General features: G+C 70.6%; 30 protein-coding genes. 9 read left to right on the forward strand and 21 right to left on the reverse strand.

Features of this window, described 5'->3' with window-relative positions; genetic code table 11:
* Nucleotides 1-23: 23 nt before the first annotated feature.
* The 7 genes from DR046_RS01460 to DR046_RS01490 form a co-directional block, all read right to left on the reverse strand.
* The gene (locus DR046_RS01460) at nucleotides 24-977 is read right to left on the reverse strand and encodes a threonine ammonia-lyase (protein WP_115379215.1); all 954 of its coding nucleotides are present in this window, start codon (nucleotides 975-977) and stop codon (nucleotides 24-26) included.
* The gene (locus DR046_RS01465) at nucleotides 959-1,789 is read right to left on the reverse strand and encodes an alpha/beta fold hydrolase (protein WP_115379217.1); all 831 of its coding nucleotides are present in this window, start codon (nucleotides 1,787-1,789) and stop codon (nucleotides 959-961) included. Before DR046_RS01465 ends, DR046_RS01460 begins: the two co-directional genes overlap by 19 nt.
* Nucleotides 1,789-2,475, reverse strand: coding sequence for a haloacid dehalogenase type II (locus tag DR046_RS01470; RefSeq protein ID WP_115379219.1), 687 nt, complete (start codon nucleotides 2,473-2,475; stop codon nucleotides 1,789-1,791). The genes DR046_RS01465 and DR046_RS01470 overlap by 1 nt, the downstream gene beginning before the upstream one ends.
* Before the next feature lie 52 nt (nucleotides 2,476-2,527).
* Entirely contained in the window at nucleotides 2,528-2,971 is a 444-nt protein-coding gene (locus DR046_RS01475; protein WP_115379221.1) for a hypothetical protein, read from the reverse strand.
* 192 nt (nucleotides 2,972-3,163) lie between these two features.
* Complete coding sequence (locus DR046_RS01480; RefSeq protein ID WP_115379223.1) at nucleotides 3,164-3,943, reverse strand: enoyl-ACP reductase FabI; 780 nt, start codon at nucleotides 3,941-3,943, stop codon at nucleotides 3,164-3,166.
* 71 nt (nucleotides 3,944-4,014) lie between these two features.
* A complete protein-coding gene (fabB, locus tag DR046_RS01485; protein ID WP_115379225.1) occupies nucleotides 4,015-5,244 on the reverse strand; it encodes a beta-ketoacyl-ACP synthase I in 1,230 nt (409 codons plus the stop codon).
* An 85-nt stretch (nucleotides 5,245-5,329) separates the two neighbouring features.
* Nucleotides 5,330-6,088 (reverse strand): LytTR family DNA-binding domain-containing protein, encoded by a 759-nt coding sequence (locus tag DR046_RS01490; RefSeq protein ID WP_167766835.1) that lies wholly within the window; start codon nucleotides 6,086-6,088, stop codon nucleotides 5,330-5,332.
* A 91-nt stretch (nucleotides 6,089-6,179) separates the two neighbouring features.
* Here DR046_RS01490 and DR046_RS01495 point away from each other — a divergent pair, with 91 nt between their 5' ends.
* Entirely contained in the window at nucleotides 6,180-6,680 is a 501-nt protein-coding gene (locus DR046_RS01495) for a DUF2306 domain-containing protein (RefSeq protein ID WP_115379229.1), read from the forward strand.
* Here the strand turns inward: DR046_RS01495 and fabA are convergent.
* Nucleotides 6,669-7,178, reverse strand: coding sequence for a bifunctional 3-hydroxydecanoyl-ACP dehydratase/trans-2-decenoyl-ACP isomerase (gene fabA / locus DR046_RS01500; protein ID WP_115379231.1), 510 nt, complete (start codon nucleotides 7,176-7,178; stop codon nucleotides 6,669-6,671). The two genes, DR046_RS01495 and fabA, sit on opposite strands and share 12 nt — an antisense overlap.
* Before the next feature lie 150 nt (nucleotides 7,179-7,328).
* On the opposite strand from fabA, the gene irrA reads away from it, so the two are divergent.
* From irrA to DR046_RS01515, 3 genes are read left to right on the forward strand one after another with little or no spacing between them, the layout of a single operon-like run.
* The gene (gene irrA, locus DR046_RS01505; RefSeq protein WP_115379233.1) at nucleotides 7,329-7,757 is read left to right on the forward strand and encodes an iron response transcriptional regulator IrrA; all 429 of its coding nucleotides are present in this window, start codon (nucleotides 7,329-7,331) and stop codon (nucleotides 7,755-7,757) included.
* Between the two features lie 26 nt (nucleotides 7,758-7,783).
* A complete protein-coding gene (locus DR046_RS01510) occupies nucleotides 7,784-8,536 on the forward strand; it encodes an SDR family NAD(P)-dependent oxidoreductase (protein ID WP_115379235.1) in 753 nt (250 codons plus the stop codon).
* A 26-nt stretch (nucleotides 8,537-8,562) separates the two neighbouring features.
* A complete protein-coding gene (locus DR046_RS01515) occupies nucleotides 8,563-9,450 on the forward strand; it encodes an NAD(P)-dependent oxidoreductase (protein ID WP_115379237.1) in 888 nt (295 codons plus the stop codon).
* Between the two features lie 88 nt (nucleotides 9,451-9,538).
* Here DR046_RS01515 and DR046_RS01520 read toward each other — a convergent pair whose 3' ends face one another.
* From DR046_RS01520 to DR046_RS01535, 4 genes are read right to left on the reverse strand one after another with little or no spacing between them, the layout of a single operon-like run.
* Nucleotides 9,539-11,575: a molybdopterin-binding protein gene (locus DR046_RS01520; RefSeq protein ID WP_115379239.1), complete on the reverse strand. Its 2,037-nt coding sequence runs from the start codon at nucleotides 11,573-11,575 to the stop codon at nucleotides 9,539-9,541.
* The gene (mobB, locus tag DR046_RS01525; RefSeq protein WP_115379240.1) at nucleotides 11,563-12,033 is read right to left on the reverse strand and encodes a molybdopterin-guanine dinucleotide biosynthesis protein B; all 471 of its coding nucleotides are present in this window, start codon (nucleotides 12,031-12,033) and stop codon (nucleotides 11,563-11,565) included. Before mobB ends, DR046_RS01520 begins: the two co-directional genes overlap by 13 nt.
* The gene (mobA, locus tag DR046_RS01530) at nucleotides 12,024-12,617 is read right to left on the reverse strand and encodes a molybdenum cofactor guanylyltransferase MobA (RefSeq protein ID WP_115379242.1); all 594 of its coding nucleotides are present in this window, start codon (nucleotides 12,615-12,617) and stop codon (nucleotides 12,024-12,026) included. Before mobA ends, mobB begins: the two co-directional genes overlap by 10 nt.
* Nucleotides 12,614-13,435 carry a formate dehydrogenase accessory sulfurtransferase FdhD gene (locus DR046_RS01535; protein ID WP_115379243.1) on the reverse strand — a complete coding sequence of 274 codons (822 nt, stop codon included), beginning with the start codon at nucleotides 13,433-13,435 and terminating at the stop codon, nucleotides 12,614-12,616. The genes mobA and DR046_RS01535 overlap by 4 nt, the downstream gene beginning before the upstream one ends.
* 63 nt (nucleotides 13,436-13,498) lie before the next feature.
* On the opposite strand from DR046_RS01535, the gene DR046_RS01540 reads away from it, so the two are divergent.
* Entirely contained in the window at nucleotides 13,499-14,182 is a 684-nt protein-coding gene (locus tag DR046_RS01540; RefSeq protein ID WP_115379244.1) for an AzlC family ABC transporter permease, read from the forward strand.
* Nucleotides 14,179-14,502, forward strand: coding sequence for an AzlD domain-containing protein (locus tag DR046_RS01545; RefSeq protein WP_115379245.1), 324 nt, complete (start codon nucleotides 14,179-14,181; stop codon nucleotides 14,500-14,502). The genes DR046_RS01540 and DR046_RS01545 overlap by 4 nt, the downstream gene beginning before the upstream one ends.
* 60 nt (nucleotides 14,503-14,562) lie before the next feature.
* On the opposite strand, the gene DR046_RS01550 is transcribed toward DR046_RS01545, so the two are convergent.
* Nucleotides 14,563-15,006 carry an Lrp/AsnC family transcriptional regulator gene (locus tag DR046_RS01550; protein ID WP_115379722.1) on the reverse strand — a complete coding sequence of 148 codons (444 nt, stop codon included), beginning with the start codon at nucleotides 15,004-15,006 and terminating at the stop codon, nucleotides 14,563-14,565.
* A 155-nt stretch (nucleotides 15,007-15,161) separates the two neighbouring features.
* Between DR046_RS01550 and ald the strand changes: the two genes are divergently transcribed.
* Nucleotides 15,162-16,283: an alanine dehydrogenase gene (gene ald, locus DR046_RS01555; RefSeq protein ID WP_115379246.1), complete on the forward strand. Its 1,122-nt coding sequence runs from the start codon at nucleotides 15,162-15,164 to the stop codon at nucleotides 16,281-16,283.
* 4 nt (nucleotides 16,284-16,287) lie between these two features.
* Here the strand turns inward: ald and mscL are convergent, their stop codons facing one another.
* Nucleotides 16,288-16,746, reverse strand: coding sequence for a large conductance mechanosensitive channel protein MscL (mscL, locus tag DR046_RS01560; RefSeq protein ID WP_115379247.1), 459 nt, complete (start codon nucleotides 16,744-16,746; stop codon nucleotides 16,288-16,290).
* Between the two features lie 141 nt (nucleotides 16,747-16,887).
* Here mscL and DR046_RS01565 point away from each other — a divergent pair, with 141 nt between their 5' ends.
* Nucleotides 16,888-17,589: a glutathione S-transferase family protein gene (locus DR046_RS01565; RefSeq protein ID WP_115379249.1), complete on the forward strand. Its 702-nt coding sequence runs from the start codon at nucleotides 16,888-16,890 to the stop codon at nucleotides 17,587-17,589.
* Between the two features lie 329 nt (nucleotides 17,590-17,918).
* Here DR046_RS01565 and pnp read toward each other — a convergent pair whose 3' ends face one another.
* From pnp to rpsO, 3 genes are all read right to left on the reverse strand, one after another.
* Entirely contained in the window at nucleotides 17,919-20,051 is a 2,133-nt protein-coding gene (gene pnp / locus DR046_RS01570) for a polyribonucleotide nucleotidyltransferase (protein WP_115379724.1), read from the reverse strand.
* Between the two features lie 189 nt (nucleotides 20,052-20,240).
* On the reverse strand, nucleotides 20,241-20,519 hold the full coding sequence (locus DR046_RS01575; protein WP_115379251.1) for a hypothetical protein: 279 nt from the start codon (nucleotides 20,517-20,519) through the stop codon (nucleotides 20,241-20,243).
* 207 nt (nucleotides 20,520-20,726) lie between these two features.
* Nucleotides 20,727-20,996 (reverse strand): 30S ribosomal protein S15, encoded by a 270-nt coding sequence (rpsO, locus tag DR046_RS01580; protein ID WP_115379253.1) that lies wholly within the window; start codon nucleotides 20,994-20,996, stop codon nucleotides 20,727-20,729.
* 229 nt (nucleotides 20,997-21,225) lie between these two features.
* On the opposite strand from rpsO, the gene DR046_RS01585 reads away from it, so the two are divergent.
* On the forward strand, nucleotides 21,226-21,576 hold the full coding sequence (locus tag DR046_RS01585; RefSeq protein WP_115379255.1) for a hypothetical protein: 351 nt from the start codon (nucleotides 21,226-21,228) through the stop codon (nucleotides 21,574-21,576).
* Here DR046_RS01585 and DR046_RS01590 read toward each other — a convergent pair.
* The 4 genes from DR046_RS01590 to rbfA all read right to left on the reverse strand — a co-directional run bounded on the left by DR046_RS01590 (nucleotide 21,537) and on the right by rbfA (nucleotide 24,258).
* Nucleotides 21,537-22,055 carry a DUF1643 domain-containing protein gene (locus DR046_RS01590; protein WP_115379257.1) on the reverse strand — a complete coding sequence of 173 codons (519 nt, stop codon included), beginning with the start codon at nucleotides 22,053-22,055 and terminating at the stop codon, nucleotides 21,537-21,539. The two genes, DR046_RS01585 and DR046_RS01590, sit on opposite strands and share 40 nt — an antisense overlap.
* Nucleotides 22,056-22,106: 51 nt before the next feature.
* A complete protein-coding gene (truB, locus tag DR046_RS01595; protein WP_115379259.1) occupies nucleotides 22,107-23,009 on the reverse strand; it encodes a tRNA pseudouridine(55) synthase TruB in 903 nt (300 codons plus the stop codon).
* A 98-nt stretch (nucleotides 23,010-23,107) separates the two neighbouring features.
* Nucleotides 23,108-23,830, reverse strand: a complete 723-nt coding sequence (locus DR046_RS01600) for a phosphodiester glycosidase family protein (protein ID WP_115379261.1) — start codon at nucleotides 23,828-23,830, stop codon at nucleotides 23,108-23,110.
* Nucleotides 23,827-24,258 (reverse strand): 30S ribosome-binding factor RbfA, encoded by a 432-nt coding sequence (rbfA, locus tag DR046_RS01605; protein WP_115379263.1) that lies wholly within the window; start codon nucleotides 24,256-24,258, stop codon nucleotides 23,827-23,829. The genes DR046_RS01600 and rbfA overlap by 4 nt, the downstream gene beginning before the upstream one ends.
* Nucleotides 24,259-24,347: the final 89 nt, after the last annotated feature.

Genomic DNA, 24,347 nt, shown 5'->3' on the forward strand with positions numbered 1-24,347 from the left:
GGGAAAATTTGAGGTAAATCGTCTCAGTCGAGCGATTGAAGCGCCCGGATGAAGACCTCCCGGTCGACATTGCCGCCGGAGGCGACCGCGCAGACATCGCCCTTCGCGTGGAACAGGGCAGCGGCCAGGGCGACGGCGCCGCCCGGCTCCAGCACGATGCGCAGGTGCTGCCACGCCAGCGCCATGGCACGCAGGGCCTCGGCATCGGTGACCGCGAGGCCCGGGCCGCAGAGACGGTGGAGGATCGGGAAGGTGATCCGCCCCGGCGCAGGCGTGAGGATCGCGTCGCAGAGCGAGCCGGTCAGGCGATCATTGCGCGCGATCGTGCCGGAGGCCAGCGAGCGGGCGACATCGTCGAAGCCCTCCGGCTCGACCGGGCGGACGGTGGCGCGGCCTTCCAGCGCCAGCGCCACGCCCGAGGTCAGGCCGCCGCCGCCGCAGCAGACCAGCACCTCCTCGACCCCCTCGGGCAGGTCCTCGGCGATCTCCAGCCCGCAGGTCCCCTGCCCCGCGATCACCAGCGGTTCGTCGAAGGGGCGCACGAGAGTCAGGCCGCGCTCTGCCTGCAGCGCCTCGCCCAGCGCGTCGCGATCCTCGGTGACGCGGTCGTAGAGCACGACCTCGGCGCCGTAGCCGCGCGTGTTGCCGATCTTCACGGCGGGTGCATCGGAGGGCATGATGATGACCGCCTGCTTGCCCGTCATCCGCGCGGCGAGCGCCACGCCCTGCGCGTGGTTGCCCGAGGAGAAGGCGACGACGTCGCCCGGCGCGCGGCTGACGGCGTTGTAGGCACCGCGGAACTTGAAGCTGCCGGTCTTCTGCAGGCATTCCGCCTTGACCCAGATGCGGCGCCCGGCGACGGCGTCGAGCGACGGCGCATTGAGCAGCGGCGTGCGCAGGGCATGGCCGCGGATGCGGTCGGCGGCGGCCTCGATATCGGCGCGGGTGACGGTGGGAATTACAGCAGCATCGTCCATTCGTTCAGCGCCTCCAGCGCCTCGGGTTCGTCGAGGAAGGGGACGTGGCCGCGGCCCGGCACGTCGGCGTAGATCATGTCGGGGCGGCGGCGGCGCATCTCGGCCACCGTCTCGGGTGACAGCAGGTCCGAATTCGCCCCGCGGATCAGCGCCAGCGGCAGGCCCGCCATCGCGTCGAAGAGCGGCCAGAGATCCGGCGCGGGCTGCGCCCCCCCCTCCAGCACCGCGTCCCGCAGGCGGGCGTCGTAGTTGATCGCGAGCCCGTCCTCGGTCTCGCGGTAATGCTTCTCGACCTCCTCGCGCCAGCGGGTATCGGGGACGCCCTCGAACCCGGCCATTAGCTCGGCGCGCATGGCGACGGCCTCGTCGAGCGTCCGGGCGGCGGGCGGCAGGCCGACATAGCCGCGGATCGCCTCCATCCCCGTCTCGGCGATGACGGGGCCGATATCGACGAGGCAGACGCCCGCCAGCCGGTCCCTGGCCATCAGCGCCAGCGACATCGCAATGAGGCCGCCGCGCGAGGTGCCGAGGATGGCGACCCTCGGCACGTCGAGATGGGCCAGCAATTCCAGCACGTCCCGCGCCTCGGTCGGGATCGTGTAGGTCTTCCAGTCCGGCGCGCGCTGCGACTTGCCGCGGCCGCGATAGTCGAGTCGGATCACCCGGTTCTCGCCCAGCAGGTAGGGCAGGACGTAGTCGAAATCGGTCGAGTTGCGGGTCAGGCCCGACAGGCACAGGATCGGCGGGCCATCGCCCTCGCCCTGATCCTCGTACCAGAGGCGCAGGTTGTCGGAAGACCGGAACTCGGGCATCAGAGCGACGCCGCGAGGGCGGGAATACCGGTCAGGTCGTCCAGCACGTGATGCGGCTTGTGCGGCAGCCGGTCGACCGGCGCGCCCGCACGGTTGACCCAGACCGTCGTGAAGCCGTAGCCCGCCGCCGCCGCCGCGTCCCAGCCGTTCGAGGACACGAAGAGCACGTTGCCCGCCTCGCAGCCGAAGGCGCGGCCGACGAGGTCGTAGACCTTGGAGGAGGGCTTGAAGACGCCCACGCTCTCGACCGAGAGGACATGATCCAGCAACCGCCCGATCCCGGCCGAGGAGACGGCGGACTGGAGCATCTCCGGCGAGCCGTTGGACAGGATGCCGGCGGCCCGGCCCGCATCGCGCAGCGCGCCCAGCATGGCGGGAACCTCCGGGTAGGCCGACAGCCCACGGTAGAACTGCATCAGCCGGTCCCGGATGCGCGGGTCGGCGACGCCGTTGGCCTCCAGCGCCCAGTCGAGCCCGTCGCCGGTCACCTGCCAGAAATCGGCATGGTCCCCCGTGATCGCGCGCAGCCAGGTGTATTGAAGCTGCTTGTCGCGCCAGTCGCGGGCGATGGCGGGCCAGGTTTCGGCCAAGGCCTCGAAGCCCTCTTCCTCGGCGGCTTCGCGCGCCGCAGCGGTCACGTCGAACAACGTCCCGTAGGCGTCGAATATGCAGGTGTCGATGGCCATGGCCGGTGCCCCTCCGATCGGATCGGCGGGACACTCGCATGGCGGCGGCGGGTCAGTCCAGACCGCGCAGGACGGCTTCGCACGCCAGGGCCGCGACGCGGACGCGCTCGGAGGTCCAGGCGGTGCCGGTCTCGGTCCCGCCGGCCTCCAGGTTCGCCAGCACGTCGGTCCGGATGGTCTCGTCGGAGAGAGGGCCGAGGTTCGTCTCCATCCAGGCCGCGACGTCCAGCGGTTCTTCCTCGGCGGAGGCGGCGCGGGCGTCCTCATGCGCCTGCAGGGCCGGAACGCCCCCGGGGCAAAGCTCCGCCTCGAAGGAGGAGCGCACGACCTGGCCTCGGAGATCCGCGGCCACGTCGAGGGTAGTGGTCTCGATCCCGCCGCGCAGCGTGCCCATGACGGCGAGGCCGGTCGCCACCAGCACGCAGGTCAGCACGACCCAGTCGAGGGACACGCCCCCCGACTCGTCTGTCAGGAAATTTTTCACATCGATCCGCATTCTTGTCGTGCAGTCACATCGGCACTCGGTAAACAGGTCCACCGTGTCAAGGAGATGAGACCAATTTATGGCGAAGTGGAGGGAGCGCTCCCCATTTTAGCCACAGTTCGGGCGCAGGCGCTGATTCCGCGCGGGAATTCGCCGGGACCGCCCTCAACATCCGGCTGGACACGGCCCGTCGCGCGGCCCCGGTCAGAGATTGTCGGGCTGCGGCATGCCCATGACGTGATAGCCGCCATCGACATGCACGACCTCTCCGGTGGTGCAGGCGCCCGCATCCGAGCAGAGCCAGCGCGCAGTGCCGCCCACCGCCTCCAGCGTGGCGTTGGCGCGCAGCGGCGCGTTCTGCTCGGCATGACGGAAGGTGCGGCGCGCGCCGCCGATGGCGGCTCCGGCCAGCGTCTTCATCGGGCCCGGCGAGATGGCGTTGACGCGGATACCCTCGGGGCCAAGATCGGCGGCGAGATAGCGCACCGACGCCTCCAGCGCGGCCTTGGCCACGCCCATCACGTTGTAGAACGGCATGACCCGGCGCGAGCCGTCGAAGGTCAGCGTCAGGATGGTGCCGCCCTCGGTCATCAGGGGGCGGGCGCGGCGCGCGACCTCGACCAGGGAGTAGCAGGAGATGTCGAGCGAATGCTTGAAGTTGGCGCGGCTGGTGTTGACGAAGCGGCCCGTCAGCTCCGCCTTGTCCGAGAACGCGATGGCGTGGATCACGAAGTCCAGCCGGCCCCAGTCGGCGAGCCGTGCGAAGGCCGCCTCCAGCGAGGCGTCGTCGGTCACGTCGACGTCCAGCAGCGTCGTGGATCCGACCTGCTCGGCCAGGGGCGCCACGCGCTTGCCGAAGGCCTCGCCCTGGTAGGTGAAGGCCAGCTCCGCCCCCGCGCCGTGCAGCGCCTTCGCGATGCCCCAGGCGATGGAGCGCTCGTTGGCGACGCCCATCACGAGGCCGCGTTTACCGTTCAAGTCCATGGGGCCTCGCCTTCGTGAAATCCGCTCCGGTAATTGCCACGGGCCGGGACAGGATGTCACGGCCCCGCGCGTCAGTCCCGATGCTTCGAAATGATGACCGTCCCGTTCGTGCCCCCGAACCCGAAGGAGTTCGACAGGATCGAGTCGATCTCCACCCCGTCGCGCAGCTCGGTCACGATCTCGGACGGGTCGAGCGCCTCGTCGAGCTGGGTGACGTTGATCGTCGGCGCGATGAAGCCCTTGTTCATCATCAGCATGGAATAGATCGCCTCCTGCACGCCGGTGGCGCCCAGGCTGTGCCCGGTCATCGACTTGGTCGAGGCGATGGGCGGCGTCTTGCCTTCGCCCCAGATGTTGCGGCAGGCCACGACTTCCTTGACGTCGCCCACAGGCGTCGAGGTGCCGTGAGCGTTGATGTAGTCGATGCTGCGGCCCTCGGGCAGCTGGCTCAGCGCCAGCCGCATCGCCCGCTCGCCGCCCTCGCCCGAGGGGGAGACCATGTCGGCGCCGTCCGAGGTTGCGCCGTAGCCGGTGATCTCGCCGTAGATCTTCGCGCCGCGGGCGATGGCGCGCTCCCGCTCCTCCAGCACGACCACGCCGGCGCCACCGGCGATGACGAAGCCGTCGCGGGTCGCGTCGTAGGGGCGGGACGCCTTCTCCGGCGTGTCGTTGTACTTCGAGGACATGGCCCCCATCGCGTCGAACAGGCAGGAGAGGGTCCAGTCGACCTCCTCCCCGCCGCCGGCGAAGACGATGTCCTGCTTGCCGAACTGGATCTGCTCGGTCGCGTTGCCCATGCAGTGCAGCGAGGTCGTGCAGGCCGAGGTGATCGAGTAGTTGATCCCCTTGATCCCGAAGGGTGTCGACAGGCAGGCTGAGTTGGTCGACGACATGCAGCGCGTCACCATGAACGGGCCCATCTTCTTGGGCGAGCCCTTGTTGATGACCGTGTCGAAGGCGGAGAAGAAGTTGGAGGTCGACGGGCCGCCCGAGCCCATCACGAGGCCCGTCCGCTCGTTGGAGACCTCGTCCTTCTCCAGCCCCGAATCCGCGACCGCCCGCTCCATCGCGATGTAGTTGTAGGCGGCGCCCGGTCCCATGAAGCGCAGCTGGCGCTTGTCGATATGCTCGGCCACGTCGATGTCGGGCACGCCGTGGACCTGGCTGCGGAAGCCGTGCTCGGCATAGATCGGGGCGGCGGTGATGCCGGACCTGCCCGCCCGCAGCGAGGCCTCGACCTCGTCGGGGGTATTTCCGATGGGCGAGACGATTCCGATTCCGGTGACGACGACGCGACGCATGGGCCGATCCTCCCTTTGCTTTAGCTGCGCACCTAGGACGGGGCGGCCCGGAGGGGCAAGCGGTTAGATGCGCTCCGGGCGGGTGCTAGAGGTAGCCCGCCTGCCTCAGCGCGGCGACATTCGCGCGGCTGACGGGGATCTCGGCGCCGGAGCGAAGGGTGACGATCGCCCGGTCCCCGTCCCGGCGGGCCGAGGCGATGGCAGCGTGCGCCACCCAGTGGGAGCGGTGGACCTTCAGCCCCTCGGTCGGCGCCGCCTCCCGGGTGGCATCGGCGAGGCGGATCAGGACCAGCTCCCGCCCCGCCTCGGTCGCGACCTCGGTATAGTGGTCCTGGGCCGAGAGCGACAGGATCGGACCCCGCTTCGGCGGCGGCAGCCGGTCCAGCAGCGCCGGGCGCGCGGGCTCCGCCTCCGGCAGGGCGGGCGTCAGCAGGTCGAACACCGTGTTGACCACGAAGGCCAGCCCGAAGACCTGCGGCACCAGCACCGCCCAGCCTGCGAGGTCGGGCCAGTAGCCGAAGGTCAGAAGGTTCAGCGCCGCGACCACCGGCAACACGGCGAGCCCGGTGCCGAGCCCGCCCAGCACCCAGCGCGGCGCGGCGGGGAGGCGCTTCGGCAGCGCCCGCTCCAGCCACAGGTTCGCCAGAAGCCCCGCCGCATAGGTCCCGCCCGTCATCGCCAGCCAGTATGCGAACCGCCCTGGCGGGGTCAGCAGGTCGTTGAGGCCGAACGGGCCCAGAATCGCCAGGGCGACGGCGACGGCCCCCAGGGCGCCCCAGGTCCGCGGCGCGCGCAGGTGCCGCCGCCATTCGCGAAGCGCGACTTGCGGGGCGCCGTCGTTCACGTGTCCGTCCCGTGCATTCGCGAAACCTCCGTTGCCCGTGGCCCTGCCCTGCGCGTCAGTGGCGGCGATCCAGACGACAGGAGCCCCGACGATGACCCTTGCCCCCCTTCTCGCCGCCAGCCCGATCATCCAGATTCACGCCGACGCCGCAACGCTCGCGCTGCTGCTTGGCGCGGCGAACCTGCTGCGCCGACGCCGCGACGCGCTGCACCGCGCGCTCGGCCGCGTCTGGGTCGGGGCAATGGCGGTGGTGGCGCTCAGCTCCTTCGGCATCCGCGGGTTCGAGCTGGTGGGGCCGTTCGGCCCGCTGCACCTGCTGTCGCTCTGGGTGCTCTGGTCACTCTGGTCGGGGGTTCGCGAGGCGAGGGCGGGGCGGATCGAGGCGCATCACGCAACCTTCCGGTCGCTCTACCGCTACGGTCTTCTGGTAGCGGGGGCGGCGACGCTGCTGCCCGGCCGCCGCCTCAACCAGGTGCTGTTTCCCGAGGCGCCCGAGGCGGGCTATGCCGTCCTTGCCGTGATCGGGGCCGCCGTGATCTGGCGCGAGATCAGCGACCGCCGGGCGGCGGGCCGGAAGTGGTCAGCTCTCTGACAGGGCGACCTTCATGTCCTTGACCTGATAGATGACCTCGCCGTCGGCCTCGACGATGCCGTCGGCCACGCCCATGGTCAGGCGGCGGGTCTGCACGGCCTTGGTGAAGTCGATCTTGTAGGTCAGCATCTTGCGGTCGGGCCGCACCATGCCGGTCAGCTTCACCTCGCCCACGCCCAGCGCATAGCCGCGTCCCTTCCAGCCGCGCCAGCCGAGGTTGAAGCCGGTCAGCTGCCACAGCCCGTCAAGCCCGAGGCAGCCGGGCATGATCGGGTTGCCGGGGAAGTGGCATTCGAAGAACCAGAGGTCCGGGGTGATGTCGAACTCGGCCAGGACATGGCCCTTGCCATGCGCCCCGCCATCGCCCGAGATGTCGGTCACCCGGTCGACCATCAGCATCGGCGGTTCGGGAAGCTGCGCGTTGCCGGGGCCGAAAAGCTCTCCGCGCGCGCATTCGAGCAGGGCGTCGCGGTCGAAACTGGTCGGATACTGGCTCATGGGCTCCCCGCTCGGCTGGTCCGCGCCGGTCTAGCGAGCGCCACGCAGCGCCGCAACCCGTCGCGCGCGCGGGCCGAAGACAGCGAAGACCGGGCTTTCCCGACGGAAAGAGTTTGAAAAGCCACCACACGGCGCCCTATATTGCCGGTGATGGAACCGAGTCCCGATACCGCCCGCACCCGCGGCGAGGCCTGGCTGGCCCGCGCGAACCTGCGCCCCACCCGGCAGCGCGTCGCGCTCGCCTCCCTGCTGGTCGGTGACGGGCGGGACCGGCACGTCACGGCGGAATGGCTGCACGACGCCGTGCGTCGCACCGGAGACAAGGTCTCGCTGGCCACGGTCTACAACACGCTGCGCGCCTTCAGCGAGGCCGGGCTGGTGCAGGAGATCACGGTCGATGGCACCGGCTCCTATTTCGACACGCGGCTCGACGACCACCCCCATTTCTACTGGGAGGAGGACGCCCGCCTGACCGATGCCGGCGCCGAGGCGCTGGAGATCGCAAACCTGCCCCCCGCGCCCGAGGGGATGGAGATCGCGAAGGTCGACGTCGTCATCCGGCTCCGGCCGAAGGCCTGATCGCGGCGCGCGCCGCGACGAGAGCCATGCCCGACTTCGCCACCTATCCTTCGCTGCGCGGCCGCAGCGTCATGCTGACCGGAGGCGCCTCCGGCATCGGCGCCGAGATCGTGAGCGCCTTCGCCGCGCAGGGTGCGCGGGTCGGTTTCCTCGACATCGACGCGGCCCGCGGGGCCGAACTGGCCGGGCAGTACGACGACGTGCATCACGTCACCTGCGACCTGCGCGACATCGCGGCGCTGCGGGGCGGCTTCGACGCCTTGCGCGACCGGATCGGCCCCGCCGACGTGCTGGTCAACAACGCCGCCCATGACGACCGCCACGACTGGCGCGAGGTGACGCCGGACTACTGGGACGAGCGGCAGGCCGTGAATCTGCGCCACATATTCTTCGCCATTCAGGCCGTTGCGCCCGACATGATCGCCAACGGCGGCGGCAGCATCGTGAACATGGGGTCCAATTCCTGGTGGGAGGCGGTGGGCAACTTCCCCGCCTACGCCACGGCCAAGGCCGCGGTCCACGGGCTGACCCGCACCATGGCCCGCGACCTGGGCCGCCACCGCATCCGGGTGAACACGGTCGTCCCCGGCTGGATCATGACCGAGCGGCAGAAACAGCTCTGGGTCACGGAGGAGGCGCTGGCCGCGCATCTGCAGAACCAGTGCCTGCCCGACCCGATCGACCCGGTCCATGTCGCGCGGATGGTCCTGTTCCTCGCCTCGGACGACGCGATGATGTGCACGGCGAACAACTACATGGTCGAGGCGGGCTCGATCTAGGCGACGGAACGTCTGGGAGGACGGGGATGGAAAGAATAGGATTCGTGGGCGTGGGCCTGATGGGCCACGGGATGGCGGGCTGCCTGCTGAGGGCGGGCCATCCCGTGACCGTGATCGCGCATCGCAACCGCGCGCCGGTCGAGGATCTCGTGTCGAAGGGCGCCGAGGAGGCGGCGGATCTCGCCGCGCTCGCCCGCGCCTCGGACATCGTCCATATCTGCGCGCCGGGCTCGCCGCAGGTCGAGGCGATCGTCGAGGTGCTCGCCGCCGAGATGGCGTCGGGGGGCGTGGTCATCGACTGTTCGACCGCGAACCCCGTCTCGTCCGAGGCGCTGGCCGCGAAGCTCGATGCGAAGGGCATCGGCTGGGCCGACGCCCCGCTCGGCGGCACGCCGGTGCAGGCCGAGGCCGGAGAGCTTGCTGCGATGGTCGGCGCCACGCCCGAGGTCTTCGCCCGCGTCGAGCCGGTGATCGCCACCTGGGCGAAGTCCATCACCCATGTCGGCGGCCCAGCCGATGGGCACCGGATGAAGCTGCTCAACAACTTCCTCTCGCTGGGCTACGGCGCGCTCTATGCCGAGGCGCTGGCCCTGGCCGAGAAGACGGGGCTGGGCACGGCGACCTTCGACAAGGTCATCCGCGGCAGCCGGATGGATTGCGGCTTCTACCAGACCTTCATGGGCTACGCGGTGGAGGGCAATCGCGAGGCGCACAAGTTCTCCCTCGCCAACGCGTTGAAGGACATGACTTATCTTTCGTCCATGGCCGGGGGCGCGGGGGTCGCGAACCCGATGGGCGCCGCGATCCGCAACTCCTTCGCGCTGGCGGTGAATACCGGGGGGGACGGGCCCGAGGATTACGTTCCGCACCTTGTCGACTACGTCGCGAAGGCGAACGGGATCGCGAAGGGCTGAGGATCGACCCGCTGCGCGGGCCGATCCTCCGGGGGCTCTGCCCCCGGAGCCCCCGGAGTATTTTCGGCCACAGGAAGGGGGCGAAGGGTTACCCGATGCCCAGCGCGGTGAAGGACAGGTAGGGAACGGGATCGCCTTCGGAAATGGTCGCGGCGGGCTCCGGCAGGATGACGAAGCCCTCGGCCCAGGACAAGCCGGAGGTGCGGCCGGAGCCTTCGGAGGCGAAGACCTCCGCCCGGCCGTCCCGCAAACGGGCGCGCAGGATCTCGGTCCGGCCCGCCTTCTTGCGCTTCGCGAATGCGGCGGGAACCGACAGCGGCTCGGGCTCCGACCAGGCGGCGCCGGCCATCTGCAGGAGCGCCGGGCGCGCGAAGAGCGCGGCGCAGGTGAAGGCCGCCACCGGGTTGCCGGGCAGGCCGAACAGGGCCTTCCCCTGCCAGTCGCCCAGCATCAGCGGGCGGCCCGGCTTGATCGCGATACGCCAGTGGTGGACGCGACCCTCGGACGACAGAAGGCGCGAGAGGTGGTCCTCGTCCCCCGCGCTCGCACCGCCCGAGGTCAGGACCGCCTCGACCGGGGCGGCGTCGAGCGCATCGCGCAAGACGCCCGGGTCGTCCGGGACATGGCCCAGGTCGACGGGCTCCAGCCCCCAGCCCGCCAGCATGGCGAGCAGCATCGGGCGGTTCGCGTCGTGGATGCCGTCGCCCGGCGCCCCGGGCTCGATCAGCTCGTCCCCCGTCGACAGCACGCCGACGCGGAGCGGCGCGCGGACCGGCAGCGTCCCGTGCCCGGACGAGGCGGCCAGCGCCAGATCACCGGGGGTGAGGCGGCGGCCCGCAGGGAGGATCGGGGCACCAGCCTGCACGTCCTCGCCCGCGGCGCGGGCATTCGCGCCGGGCTTCGGCAGCGCGCGCAGATGGAGGACGCCGTCCCGCAGCTCCGCCTCCTCCTGCAGGGCGACGGTGTCGACGCCGGGCGGCAGGGCCGCACCGGTCAGGATGCGGATCGCGTGGCCCGGCGGCACGGCGGCCGCCCGGGTCGTGGCGGCGGCGGCACGGCCCTCGGCCACGGGGATCGGGCCCGGGGCGAGCGTCGCATGGGCGAAGCCCCAGCCGTCCACGGCGGCATTGGCGCGCGGGGGGCTGGCGCGGCGGGCGGAGATGTCCTGCGCGGCGAAGCGACCGGCGGCAGCGCCGAGCGGCACCTCCTCCTTCCCTACTCGGCAAGGGTGGGCCTTGCGCAGCGTCTCCAGCGCCTCCGCCATCGGGGTCCAGTCCACGCCGGGCGGCAGGGCCTGGGCCTCGGCGGCGAGGCGGGTGCCGAGGATCCAGCCCTCCTCCCGCGCGATGCGGTCGGCATCTGGCTGGGCGGCGGGGCCGGTGAACCAGGCGGCCTCGGCGGCGCGCAGGGCGGCGGCGGTGGCGATCACCTGCCCCTGGTCGCGGATCGGCGCCTGGGCGGGGGGCCAGAGGCTCGGATAGATCTCCACCAGCGCGATCCGGGCGGTCGGCACCTGCCAGCCCGTCTGCTGCGGCCAGACCTGCAGCTCGGTCCCCCAGCGCGCGCGCAGCCCCGCCAGCGCGGCGAGGCCAACCAGGGACTGGGAGCCGACGGCGCCCGCATAGGCAAGCTGCCAGACCGGCTTGGCGCCGGGAACGACGGTCTCGATCGCGCGGCGCTCGGGCAGGCCATGGCCCTCCCGCGCCCGGTCGGTCGTGGGCAGGTCGGGCAGGTCCAGATGGGCGGGCCGACCCCAGAAAGGGCCGGTGCCCGGGAAGCGACGGTTGATGGCCTGCGCGACCTCGTAGCGGTCGTTGGCGTTGTCCGGCCCGTCGGTCAGATGCGCGGCGAGCCGGTCCCAGACGGCCAGCGCATCGTCCTGCCCGGTGAGCGCACGCGCGAAGCCCGGCGGATAGCCGAAGGCGAAGTCGAAGCCGAGCAGGGTGCGATGGCCCTTCGCCAGCCAACCGTCGATCCACCCGAGCGCCCCGGCACGGGTCGGGAAGTAGCGCGTCTCCTGCGCGCCATGCAGGTCGGCGCAGACCCAGATCGCATCCTTCTTCGGGCGCGGCCCGGTGGGCGAGGCGGCGGCGGACCAGTCGGCCGCGAGGATCAGCTCGAACATGCGAACTCCGCGATGCCGGCGATGTCGTCGAGCGCGAAGCGGGCCCTCGGGTGGGCGATGTCGGCGGCCAGCGCCGCGATGGTCGGGTCCGCCTCGATCAGCGGCGGGGCCCCGCTGGCGGCCCGCCAGGCCTCGATGCGGAAGTGGGTGCCGGACTTCCAGCCTTCCGCCAGCACGATGTCGCAGGGGGCGAGCCGGGCGACCAGCGCCTCCAGCGGCATCGGCGCGGGCAGTTCCTCGAACATGTGGAGCCGGGCGTCCGAGGCCAGCACGACCTGCCGCGCCCCCGCCATCCGGTGGCGGTGGCTGTCGGTTCCGGGCGTGTCGAGGTCGAGCGCGTGGTGACTGCGCTTGAGCGTCGAGACGGTGAGGCCTTGCGCCACGAAATGCGCGACCAGCCGCTCGGTCAGGGTGGTCTTGCCGCCGTTCTTGCGGCCGACGATGCCGATCAGGCGCATGCCAGCGCCTGGGCCACGGCCAGATCCTCGGGCGTGTTGACGTTGAAGAAGGGCGCCGGGTCGTCCCAGACGGCGAGCCGCGCCTCGTGCCGGTCGGTCCAGTGCAGGACCTTGCGCGTACCACCCGCCAGCGCCGCGCGCAGGTCGTCGCGCAACGCGACTGGCCAGAGGCCGAAGGTCGGCTGCGGCCAGACGCGCCCCTCCTCGCGCGTGGCGGCGAGGACGAGGCCGCTCGGCCCCGCCGCCTCCCGAAGCCGCATGACGAGGTCCGGAGGCAGGAAGGGCGTGTCGGCGGCCGCCGTCACGATGGCCTCGGCCCCCTGCCCCGCCGCCCAGTCGAGCCCGGCGAGCACGCCCGCGAGCGGCCCCGGGCGGTCGTCGGTCGCGTCGGCCAGGACGGGCAGGCCGAGATCGGCCCAGCGCGTCGGGTCCCCGTTGGCGTTCAGCGCCATCCCCGCCACCTGCGGCCCCAGCCGCGCGGTCACATGCGCGATCAGCGGCCGTCCCGCGACCGTCAGCCGCCCCTTGTCGCCGCCCCCCATCCGGGTCGCCCGCCCGCCCGCGAGGATCACGCCGGAGGTCATGCGTCCCAGACCACGCGGTCCTCGCCCGACAGGCAGACAAAGCGCGCGCCCTTCATGCGGCCGATCACCGTGAGGCCCACGCGGCGCGCGATTTCCACCCCCCAGGCGGTGAAGCCGGAGCGGGAGACGAGCGACGGAATGCCCATCAGCGCGCATTTGATGACCATCTCCGAGGTGAGCCGTCCGGTGGTATAGAGCGTCTTGTCCGCCGCCCCCGTCCCTGTCACCCGCATCCAGCCCGCCAGCGTATCGATGGCGTTGTGGCGGCCGACATCCTCGAAATAGGCCAGCGGGTCGGGACCGCGGCAGAGGCAGCAGCCATGGATCGCCCCCGCCTCCAGGTAGAGCGACGGGGTGCGGGCGATCGCCGCCGAGAGGGCGCGCAGGTCCGAGACAAGCAGAGGGGTCGCGGGCAGGGTCAGGCCGTCGAGCCCCTCCATCATGTCGCCGAAGACCGTGCCCACGGCGCAGCCCGAGGTCCGCGTCGCGCGGGCGAGCTTGGCCTCATGGTCGGTCGGGGCGGCGGTCCGGACGACGACGGCCTCGGCCTCCTCGTCGTGCTCGACGCCCGTGACCTCGGCCCCGGCCAGCATCCCCTGGTTGGCAAGGAAGCCCAGCGCCAGCCATTCGGGATGGGCGCCGACGGTCATCGCGGTCAGGATCTCGCGCGAGTTGAGGTAGATGGCCAGGGGCCGTTCCTCCACCACGCGCAACTGGACCGGCGCGCCATCCTGGTCGCGCCCGGTGACGGCCCGCGTCAGCCGGGGATCGGTCGGGTCGGGGCGGACCAGCAGGGAAGGCGGGATCAGGAGCGACACTTGTGACCTGCGGAGGGCGACGATAGAGCCAGCCTGTCCGGTGCGGCTGGGGGATGCAAGACGATGACGAGATCCCCGTTCGGGCGCGGCGCGGTTCAGGGCCTGCCCTTCCTCGTCATCATCGTCCCGTTCGGCGCGCTGTTCGGCGTGGCCGCGACCGAGGCGGGACTGTCCCTGACCCAGATCCTGGCCTTCTCGAGCATCGTGATCGCGGGCGCATCGCAATTCGCCGCCATCCAGCTGATGGTCGACGGCACGCCGGCGGCCATCGTCGTGCTGTCGGCCCTGGCGGTGAACCTGCGGATGGCGATGTATTCGGCGGCGCTCGCCCCTCATCTGGGACCCGCGCCCGCCTGGCAGAGGGCGGTGATCGCCTACCTGCTGGTCGACCAGGTCTATGCGCTCGCACAATCGGCCTACGACACGGAGACGGCCTGGAGCGTGTCCGACAAGGTCGGCTACCTGATCGGCGTGGCGCTGCCGGTCTTTCCGGGCTGGGTCGGCGCGACCTGGGCCGGGGCCGTGTTGGGCGCGCGGGTACCGGAGGGGCTGTCGCTCGACTTCGCGGTGCCGCTCGCCTTCCTCGCGCTGGTCGGGCCGATGCTCCGGACGCGGGCTCATGTCGCGGCGGCCTTCGTCTCGGTGGCCGGGGCGCTGCTGCTGGCCTGGATGCCGTGGAACCTCGGCCTGATTCTGGCTGCGCTGCTCGCCATGGCGGTCGGCGCCGAGGTGGAGCGGCGGACATGAGCGACGCGACCGTCTGGGGGATCATCGTCGCGCTGGGGATCGGCACCTATGCCGCGCGCTTCGCCTTCCTGGGGCTCGTCGGCGACCGGCCGATGCCGCCCTGGCTGTTGCGCCACCTGCGCTATACCGGCGTCGCGGTCCTGCCGGGCCTCGTCGCGCCGCTGGTCGTCTGGCCCGCGGCCACGGGCGGCGAAGTCGATCCCGCGCGGCTGCTGGCTGCCGCGGCGGCGCTGGGCGTGGGATACTGGCGCAAGGACGTGATCCAGGCGGTGCTGGCCGGGGGGCTGACGCTGGCGGCGATGTCCTGGGCTCTGGGCTGAGGGCCGCCGCGTCGCCGGTCGAGCGGCGAGGGACCGCGGGTCGACCCGCAGTCTTCCGGCTCAGACCGGCAGCGCCGTCGTCTTGAACACGGTCTTGAGTGCGAAGGACGATTGCAGCTTCGCCACGCCCGGCAGGCGGGCGAGATGCCGGCGATGGATCGTCGCGAAATCCTCGCTGTCGCGGGCGACGACCTTCAGAAGGTAGTCGTAGGCGCCGGTCATCAGGTGGCATTCCATCACGTCGGGGATGCGGGCCACCGCCGCCTCGAAGGCGTCGAGCACCTCGTCGGCCTGGGTCGAGAGGCTGATCTCGACAAAAACCGTCGTCGGCCGTCCGACCCGGCGCGCATCCAGAAGCGCGACGTGCCCTTGCACGATCCCGATTTGGCGCATCCGTTGCAGCCTGCGATGGCAAGCCGAGGGGGAGAGATGCACCTTCTCGGCCAGCTCGGCGGCGGAAAGACTCGCGTCCCGCTGCACGAGGCGCAGCAGGCGCGCGTCCATCTCGTCGATCTCATGGTCCACGCGAAATCTTCCCGCTTATCGGCCGCCGCACGCACAGGTACCGCACCACCCGGCCTCTTGGCGCCCATATTGGCGAAACCTTTCGACGCCGTCACCCCTATGAAGGCGCCAAATGCAAACAGGGAGATCGCGCCATGCTCATCGGGTGCCCGAAGGAAATCAAGCCGCAGGAATTCCGCGTCGGCGTCACGCCCGCCGCCGCGCAGGAGGCCGTCGCCCACGGCCACCAGGTCGTCATGCAGCGCGGCGCCGGCATCGGCGCGGGCTTCGAGGACAGCGAATACGAGGCCGTCGGCGCCCGCATCGCCGACAGTGCCGAGGAGGTCTTCGCCGAGGCCGACATGATCGTGAAGGTGAAGGAGCCCCAGGCGCCCGAACGCGCGATGCTGCGCGAGGGCCAGCTTCTCTTCACCTACCTGCACCTCGCCCCCGATCCGGAGCAGACGAAGGACCTGCTCGCCTCCGGCGCGACCTGCATCGCCTACGAGACCGTGACCGACCGCAATGGCGGCCTGCCGCTGCTGGCGCCGATGTCCGAGGTGGCGGGCAAGCTCGCGCCACAGGTCGGGGCATGGACCCTGCAGAAGGCCAATGGCGGGCGCGGCGTGCTGATGGGTGGCGTGCCGGGCGTGGGCCCGGCCGAGGTCGTCGTGATCGGCGGGGGCGTCGTCGGCACCCATGCCGCGCGGGTCGCCGCGGGCATGGGCGCGCAGGTGACGGTGCTCGACCGCTCGCTGCCGCGGCTGCGCTATCTCGACGACGTCTTCGGCTCGGTCTTCCAGACGCGCTATGCCAGCGCCGGCAACACCGCCGAGATGGTCCGGCGCGCCGACATGGTGATCGGCGCAGTTCTGATCCCCGGGGCCGCCGCGCCGAAGCTGGTCAGCCGGGCGCAGCTGTCCGAGATGAAAACCGGCGCGGCGATCGTCGATGTCGCCATCGACCAGGGCGGCTGCTTCGAGACCTCGCACGCCACGACCCACGAGGACCCGATCTACGAGGTCGACGGCATCATGCACTACTGCGTGGCCAACATGCCGGGCGCCGTCGCGCGCACCTCGACCATCGCGCTCGGCAACGCGACGCTGCCCTTCATGCTGGCGCTCGCCGATCAGGGCTGGCGCGCGGCCTGCCTCGCCGACCCGCATCTGCGCGCGGGGCTGAACGTCCACGCCGGCAAGCTGACCTACTCGGCCGTGGGCGAGGCGCTGGGGATCGCGTCGGTCGATCCGATGAAGGCGCTCGACGCGGCGTGATCCGTCACTGGGCCGGGGGCGGCGCGGTGTCGCCCCTGCCCCGCAACTGATCGCGGATCTCGATCAGGACGTCGACCTGAGACGGGCCGGTATGCACCTCGGGGGCGACGTCGTCGGGCTTTTCGGCCGTGGCCTTCACGCGGTTGACGGCCTTGACCAGCAGAAAGACCACCCAGGCGATGATGAAGAACTCGATCACGGCGGTGATGAAAGCGCCGTAGGCGAAGATTGCAGCCCCGGATTCGCGCGCCGCCGCGAGCCCGACGCCCGGAGGCACGTCGCCTGCCATGACGACATACATCGACGTGAAGTCGATCCCGCCGAGGATCAGGCCGATCACCGGGTTGATGAGATCGCCGACGAGCGAGTTCACGATGGCCGTGAACGCCGCGCCGATGATGATCCCCACCGCGAGGTCCATCACGTTGCCCTTCGCGATGAAATCCTTGAATTCGTTTATCATGTCTTCCCCGTCTCTGGCCGCGCGCGAATCCGGGCGCAGGTTTGCACAGAGGTTCCGCAGAAGTCGCACGCTTGTCGACCGTTTCGTTTTTGACGACGCCCACTAAGCTTCTTCGCGTCAATCCAAAGCCGGAGCCGCATAATGGCCGATCTCAGCGCCTTCCCGATCACCCAGAAATGGACGCCGAAGGACCCGTCCGTCCTCCAGCTCTTCAGCTTCCCGACCCCCAACGGGGTCAAGGTCGCGATCATGCTGGAGGAGACCGGCCTGCCCTACGAGGCGCATCGCGTGACGCTGTCGGACGCGGACGTGAAGTCGCCCGAGTTCCTGTCGCTGAACCCCAACAACAAGATCCCGGCCATCGTCGACCCGGACGGGCCGGACGGCCAGCCGCTCGGCCTGTTCGAGAGCGGGGCGATCCTGCTCTATCTCGGCGAGAAGACCGGCAAGCTGCTGGGAGAGACCGCCGCCGACAAGGCGCGGGTGACGCAGTGGCTGATGTGGCAGATGGGGGGCCTCGGCCCGATGCTGGGACAGCTCGGCTTCTTCGTGAAGTTCGCCGGGTCGGAATGGGAGGACAAGCGCCCGCGCGACCGCTACGTCGCCGAGGCGAAGCGCCTGCTGGGCGTCCTGTCCGGAGAGCTTGCGCAGCGCGACTGGATCGCGGGCGACTTTTCCGCCGCCGACATCGCCATCGCACCCTGGCTCAACGCGCTCAACTTCTATGGCGCCAAGGAGATCGTCGGCTGGGACGATCACCCGGCGCTACAGACCTATCTCGACCGCTTCCTGGCCCGGGAGGCCGTGGCTCGCGGCATGAATATCCCACCCCGGGAGGGATGAGAGTTTGACGGTTGCGACCCCGAGCGTGAGCAGGAGGAAGCACAGGGCGGCCGACAGGGCCGCGATTTCAACTCGTACAGACATGACCACTTTTTGGTTCGGATACGTTTCGAACTCCTTAAGAGGAACCCCTGAACGACCCTTCGGGTCCGCCGCGCGCGGAAACGGTCCATTGCCCGGATCGCACCACGGCGGCCGGACCTGCGCGTGAGGAAACAGCCGGGTGCCGGCGCGCCCGCCTGTGCCTTCGGCGGAAACGGTCATGTCGAACGAAAAAGGCCCCGGCGCATCGCCGGGGCCTTTCGTGTCCGTCGGGGAAGGGGGCGGTCTTACTCGACCTCTTCCTTCTCCGTCTTCTCCTCGCCGGTCTCCTGGTCGACCATCTTCATGGCCAGCCGCACCTTGCCGCGATCGTCGAAGCCCAGCAGCTTGACCCAGACCTCCTGCCCTTCCTTCAGCACGTCCGACGGATGGTTCAGGCGGCGGTTCTCGATCTGGCTGACATGCACCAGCCCGTCGCGCTTGCCGAAGAAGTTCACGAAGGCGCCGAAATCGACGATCTTCACGACCTTGCCCTTGTAGACCTTGCCCTCCTCGGGCTCCGCCACGATCGAGTAGATCATGTCGTAGGCCTTCTGGATGGCCTCGCCGTTGGCCGAGGCGATCTTGATGATCCCGTCGTCGTTGATGTCGACCTTGGCGCCCGACAGCTCGACGATCTCGCGGATGACCTTGCCGCCCGAGCCGATCACTTCGCGGATCTTGTCGGTCGGGATCTGCATCGTCTCGATGCGGGGCGCGTGCTCGCTGAAGGCATTGGCCGAGGACAGGGCCTTGGCCATCTCGCCCAGGATGTGGACGCGGCCGTCCCTGGCCTGCGCCAGCGCCTTCTCCATGATCTCGGGCGTGATGCCCGCGACCTTGATGTCCATCTGCAGCGAGGTGATCCCGGTCTCGGTGCCCGCGACCTTGAAGTCCATGTCGCCGAGATGGTCCTCGTCGCCCAGGATGTCGGTCAGCACCGCATAGGAGCCATCCTCCTCCAGCACGAGGCCCATGGCCACGCCGGCCACGGGGGCCTTCAGCGGCACGCCCGCGTCCATCATCGACAGCGAGCCGCCGCAGACGGTCGCCATCGAGGAGGAGCCGTTCGACTCCGTGATCTCCGAGACGAGGCGGATCGTGTAGGGGAAGTCGGTGGCCGAGGGCAGCACCGCCTGCAGCGCGCGCCAGGCGAGCTTGCCATGGCCGATCTCGCGCCGGCCCGGAGGTCCGAAGCGGCCCACCTCGCCGACCGAGTAGGGCGGGAAGTTGTAGTGCAGCAGGAAGTTCGCCTTGAAGTTGCCGTGCAGCGCGTCGATGAACTGCTCGTCGTCGCCGGTGCCCAGCGTGGTCACGACGAGGCCCTGCGTCTCGCCACGCGTGAACAGCGCCGAGCCGTGGGTGCGGGGCAGAAGACCCGTCTCGCAGACGATCGGGCGAACCGTGTCGAGCGAGCGGCCGTCGATGCGCTTGCCGTTCTTGACGACATCGCCGCGCAGCACCTTCGATTCCAGCTTCTTGAGCGCGGTGCCGAGGTTCTCGTCGGCAAGCTCCTCCTCCGACAGCTCGGCCTTGATCGCCGCCTTCGCCGCGGAGACGGCGTTCACCCGCTCCTGCTTGTCGGTGATGGCATAGGCGTCGCGCATGCGGCTCTCGCCCAGTTCGGTGACGCGGGCGAGGATGGCGCTGTAGTCCGGCGCCTGGAAGTCCATCGGCTCCTTCGCGGCGTCCTCGGCGAGGCTCACGATCAGGTCGATGACCGGCTGCATCTGCTCATGGCCGAACTTCACTGCGCCCAGCATCTCGGCCTCGGAAAGCTCGTAGGCCTCCGACTCGACCATCATCACGGCGTCCTTGGTGCCCGCGACGACGAGGTCGAGCCGCTGCTCGGGATCGGTGCGCAGGGTCTGCATGTCGTCGACCGAGGGGTTCAGGATGTACTCGCCATCCACGAAGCCCACGCGGGCGCCGGCGATCGGACCCATGAAGGGCGCGCCCGAGATCGTCAGCGCGGCCGAGGCGGCGATCATCGCGACGATGTCGGGATCGTTCTCGAGGTCGTGGCTGAGGACCGTGCAGATCACCAGCACCTCGTTCTTGAAGCCCTCGACGAAGAGCGGCCGGATCGGCCGGTCGATCAGGCGCGAGGTCAGCGTCTCCTTCTCGGTCGGCCGGGCCTCCCGCTTGAAGAAGCCGCCGGGGATCTTGCCCGCGGCGTAGTATTTCTCGTTGTAGTGCACGGTCAGGGGGAAGAAGTCCTGTCCGGGCTTGGGTTCCTTGGCATAGGTCACGGCGGCCATGACGGAGGTCTCGCCATAGGTGGCGATGACGCAGCCATCGGCCTGACGCGCGATCTTGCCGGTTTCCAGGGTGAGGGTGTCGTGCCCCCACTCCATCTCTTTCTTCACGATGTCGAACATGTTCATCCTGTCTGGGGCGCACCCGGCCTTCCGGGTCCCCTGGCATATGGCGGCCCCATTGCCGCCGACCCCTGTTCCTTCGCACGACGCCGGGGTCTTCTGCGTCACGTCTCAGATATTCCGGCATGTAGGAGGTTTTGGATAGGATGGGAAGGGCTGCCCGCGGCCTGCCCGTCAAGGCAGTTCCCGTCACGTGGCTCCGGGAACCGCGGGCAGCCTCGCATGGAACTGGTCCAGTGACAGACGCGGGCGATATCGCGGGTCGCCGAGGCAATACGCGGCTTTTTCGACGAGCAGAGGTTCGGTCGCCTGCGCCGCAGCCGTGGCCGCAACTGCATCGGAGCCGTCCAGCGTGGCGATGAAGACGCTGCATCGTGGCAAATCGCGGACGAATTCGGTGAACCCGGCCGCCTCGAGCAACCTGGCCGCTCCCTCGAGGTTTCCAGCGCACATGTTGTCGAAGGTCATCACCGGCCCGCCCCCGACCAATGGCTAGGCACGGTGGTGTTGGCCGCGAACATCTATGGCCAGAGCGACAGGGCTGTCGGTTCGCGATGCTGTCTCGGGCGGAACCGGTCGAGATCGTGCATGGTCCATTCGCCAGTCATGACGTCGACCCCCTGAACGCAAGACGCCCCCACGAGGGGGGCGTCGAAGATCGCGAAGAGCCGAAGCTCAGCGGCGGATGCCCAGCCGCTTGATGAGGTCCTGATAGCGGGCCTCGTCCTGCGCGCGGGTGTAGTCCAGCAGCTTGCGGCGCTGCGCGACCATCATCAGAAGGCCACGGCGCGAGTGGTTGTCCTTCTTGTGGGTCTTGAAGTGCTCGGTCAGCGTGGCGATCCGCGAGGTCAGGATGGCGACCTGGACCTCGGGCGAGCCGGTGTCGCCCTCCTTGGTCGCGAATTCCTTGATGAGGCGGTTCTTCTCTTCGACGGTGATCGACATCGGGGTCTCCTGAGGTTCGAGTGATGGCGCCGCCCGGGATGTCGTCCAGTTCGGGCCCATGGAGTGAGCGCGCCGCATACACCCCCCCCGGCGCATTGGAAAGCCCCCATGCGCGGCGTCTTCGCCCTTCCTCAACACGCGCCCCCGACAAGGCGGCACGCCCCGCCCCGGATTCGCTCTGCCGCAGCCCCTCTTTCGCGCCCCCAGCGCGGGCGCCTGGGGCTCGGACATGGTCGCCTGCGACGCACCGCCTCCGCCCCCCTGGATCGCGGAGTTCGACCCGGACCGCGACGCGATCGAGCTCACCTGCGGCCCGGGTCCTGCGCCGCCGGTCGCCCTCGTCCACTCCGCCGACCGGACCGAACTGCGCCTCGGCAGCGACGAAGTGGCCCGCTTCGCGCCGGGGACGCGCGTCGTCCTGTCGGACATCCTGCTGATCCGACGGGACGACCGGGAGGCGGGCTGCCCCCGTCCCGTGGCCCCGAATACTTCGGGGGGAGGCGCCGCAGACGACGGGGCGCAGTCCCCACTTCCCCGCGCTCAGACCGGCGCGTCCCACCGCACGGGGCGCACCCCGTAACCGATATAGAGCGGGTGCTTCGGATGCCCCGCCTTCGAGAGGCCCAGGTGGAACAGGGGCCGACCGGTGGCGCGCAGCAGCTGCTCCACCTCCGGGCCGCGTCCGAGATGCGCGCCATGGGTGCCCCAGGCGCAGACCGTCGCCTCCGCCCAGAGCGCAGCCTCGCGGATGGCCGCGTTGTTCGCCGCCCCCCCGACCGGGTCGGGATGGGCGCGCATGTCGCGCGGGTCGGTGGCGCGGTAGGCGAAGATGTTGACGACGCGGAAGGCGCCGTAGCCCAGCGCGCGGGCGCGGCGCTCGCAGCGCTCTACGGTGGGATCGTTGGCGATCTCGGTCGCGGTCGAGGGATTGAGCATGGCGAAGGCCACGCGCCTGCCCGCCGGGTCCCAGACGCGAGTCAGGTCGTAGCGGAAGACCTCGTCGTCGCTATAGGTCGCGGTCGAGGGCGCATCGCCCTTCTGGTGGGTACGGATCAGCATGGCTTCTGATGCCGCGCGCCGGGTCGCGGCGCAACGCCACCCACAGGAAGGTCAGCCGGTCTGGAACACCTTTGTCGGCTGCAACAGCCCGGCCCCGTAGGTGCCGACGGCCACCGCGCGGCCGTCGCGCGAGGCCCAGCAGGTCTCGCCGAACTCGGCGCCGGACAGGACCTCGGCCGGGTTGCCGTTGCGCAGCCGTGTGGCGGCGGCCTCGGTGACCGGCAGGGCGGGCAGATCGGCGAGGCCCAGTTCCAGCGGGTGCAGATGCGCGTCGAGCTCCGGCGTGCGGGCGAGGCGGTCCAGGTCGTCGAGCGACAGGCCGTGCTCGGCCTCGAACGGCCCCGACCAGGTCCGGCGCAGCCAGGCGACATGGCCATAGGTGCCCAGCGCCCGGCCCAGGTCGCGCGCGATGGCGCGGACATAGCCGCCCTTGCCGCAGACCATCTCCAGCTCCGCGCCCGTCTCGTCCGCCGCGATCACATCCAGCGACTCGACCCAGAGCGGGCGGGGCGCGAGGTCCATTTCGACCCCCTCGCGGGCCAGGTCGTAGGCGCGGGCGCCCTCCACCCGGACGGCGCTGACCTGCGGCGGGACCTGCTCGATCTGGCCGCGGAATCCCTGGAGCGCGGCGTCCAGTGCCGCCCGGTCCGGCCGCGCCTCCGACGTGGCGGTCACCGCGCCCGAGGCGTCGTCGGTCGCGGTCTCGGCGCCCCAGGCGATGCGGAAGCGGTAGCATTTCAGCGCATCGGTCACGAAGGGCACCGTCTTCGTCGCCTCGCCCAGAGCCACGGCCAGCACGCCCGTCGCGTCCGGGTCCAGCGTCCCGGCATGGCCCGCCTTCTGCGCGTCGAAGGCCCAGCGGACCTTGCCGACGACCTGGGTGGAACCGATGCCCGCGGGCTTGTCGACGATGACCCAGCCATGGACCGGGCGGCCCCTCTTACGGCGCGCCATCGGCGACCTCCTGCCCAGCGGCGGCCGGTGCGACATGGGTGTTCGGCAGCCCTCGATGAGGGCAACGGGGCGCGTCGGTCGCGACAGAGGCCGGAAGATCAGCCATCCTGCCTCTCCGTCACGACGAGGATCGGCCCCATCCGCCGCCCCGGATCGGCCCGGCCCAGCGCGGGCGCGTAGAGCCGCGAGACGCTGCCATCGAGATAGAGCGCGTCGCGCACGCCCAGCACGTCGCGAAAGAGCGTCGCCATCTCGTGGAAGCTGACCGGCTGGTCGGAGATGACGAAATGCACGCGCCGCCCGTCGGGGCTGGCGCCGACGCCGTTGCGCAGGTTGAGATAGGTGCTGTCGGGGATGAAGCGCGGATGCAGCGCGCCGTCGATGACCAGCATCGGCCCCGACTGGGTGGCCTGCCGGCAGTCGCGGGGCGCGGCAGCGAAGGCCCGGCTCTCGATCACCGCGGCGCGGTCGTCTTCCACGCAGAAGACGCCGTTGGGCAGCATCCCGAAATTGCCCGGCCCGGCGGAGGTGACGATGCGCTTCGCCTCGACCCCGTCCTCGACATAGAGCCCGACCGGCCGCCGGTCCTGGTGATACATCCCGCCATTCATCGCGAAGGCGATGGGCGCCTCGGTCTCGCGGTCGAGCGCCGTGAAGCTGCCCAGCGGCTGCCCGTCCGCGTCGTTCAGGCGGAGCGCGATCTCCTGCCGGGCGAGGTCGGCGGTGCAGACCGTGAAGGCGCGGTCGCGATGGGTCACCGCCTCGCAGGCGGCGGCGGCCCCGGCAAGCGCCAGCCAGAGGAAGAGCGCGAGGCGGATCATTCGCCCCCCTCTCCCTCTGGACCCTCCTCCTCCCGCCCCGCTTCGACGTCGCGGCGGACGCGCTCGTCCTCGAAGAGACGGCGGGTGGCGTCCATGCGGTCGAAGGTCTCGTCGATGCGGAAGCGCAGCTCCGGCGCGTGGCGCAGGGTGAGGCCGTTCATGACCAGATGGCGCAGCGCGCCGCGGTTGCGGTTGAGCGCGGCGATGGCCGCGTCCGCGCCCTCGCCGCCCAGCGGTAGCACCCAGGCGGTGGCGATCTTCAGGTCGCCGGTGATCGTGACCTCGCCCACGGTGATGGACATGGCGTTGAGCTCCGGGTCATGGACCTCGCCCCGCATCAGCACCTCGGAGAGGGTGCGGCGGATCAGCTCGCCCACGCGAAGCTGGCGCTGCGAGGGGCCGCGGCCTTCGGGTCTGGATCGTGCCATGGGTGCCTCCCTGGGAAGGGGCGTCAGATAGGCCGGGCGGCCGCGGCGCGCAAGCCGGGCGTTGCCCCCGGGCGCCGCCCGCGCCATCA

Origin of the sequence: Jannaschia formosa (assembly GCF_003340555.1) — a bacterium.
GTDB lineage: Bacteria > Pseudomonadota > Alphaproteobacteria > Rhodobacterales > Rhodobacteraceae > Jannaschia > Jannaschia formosa.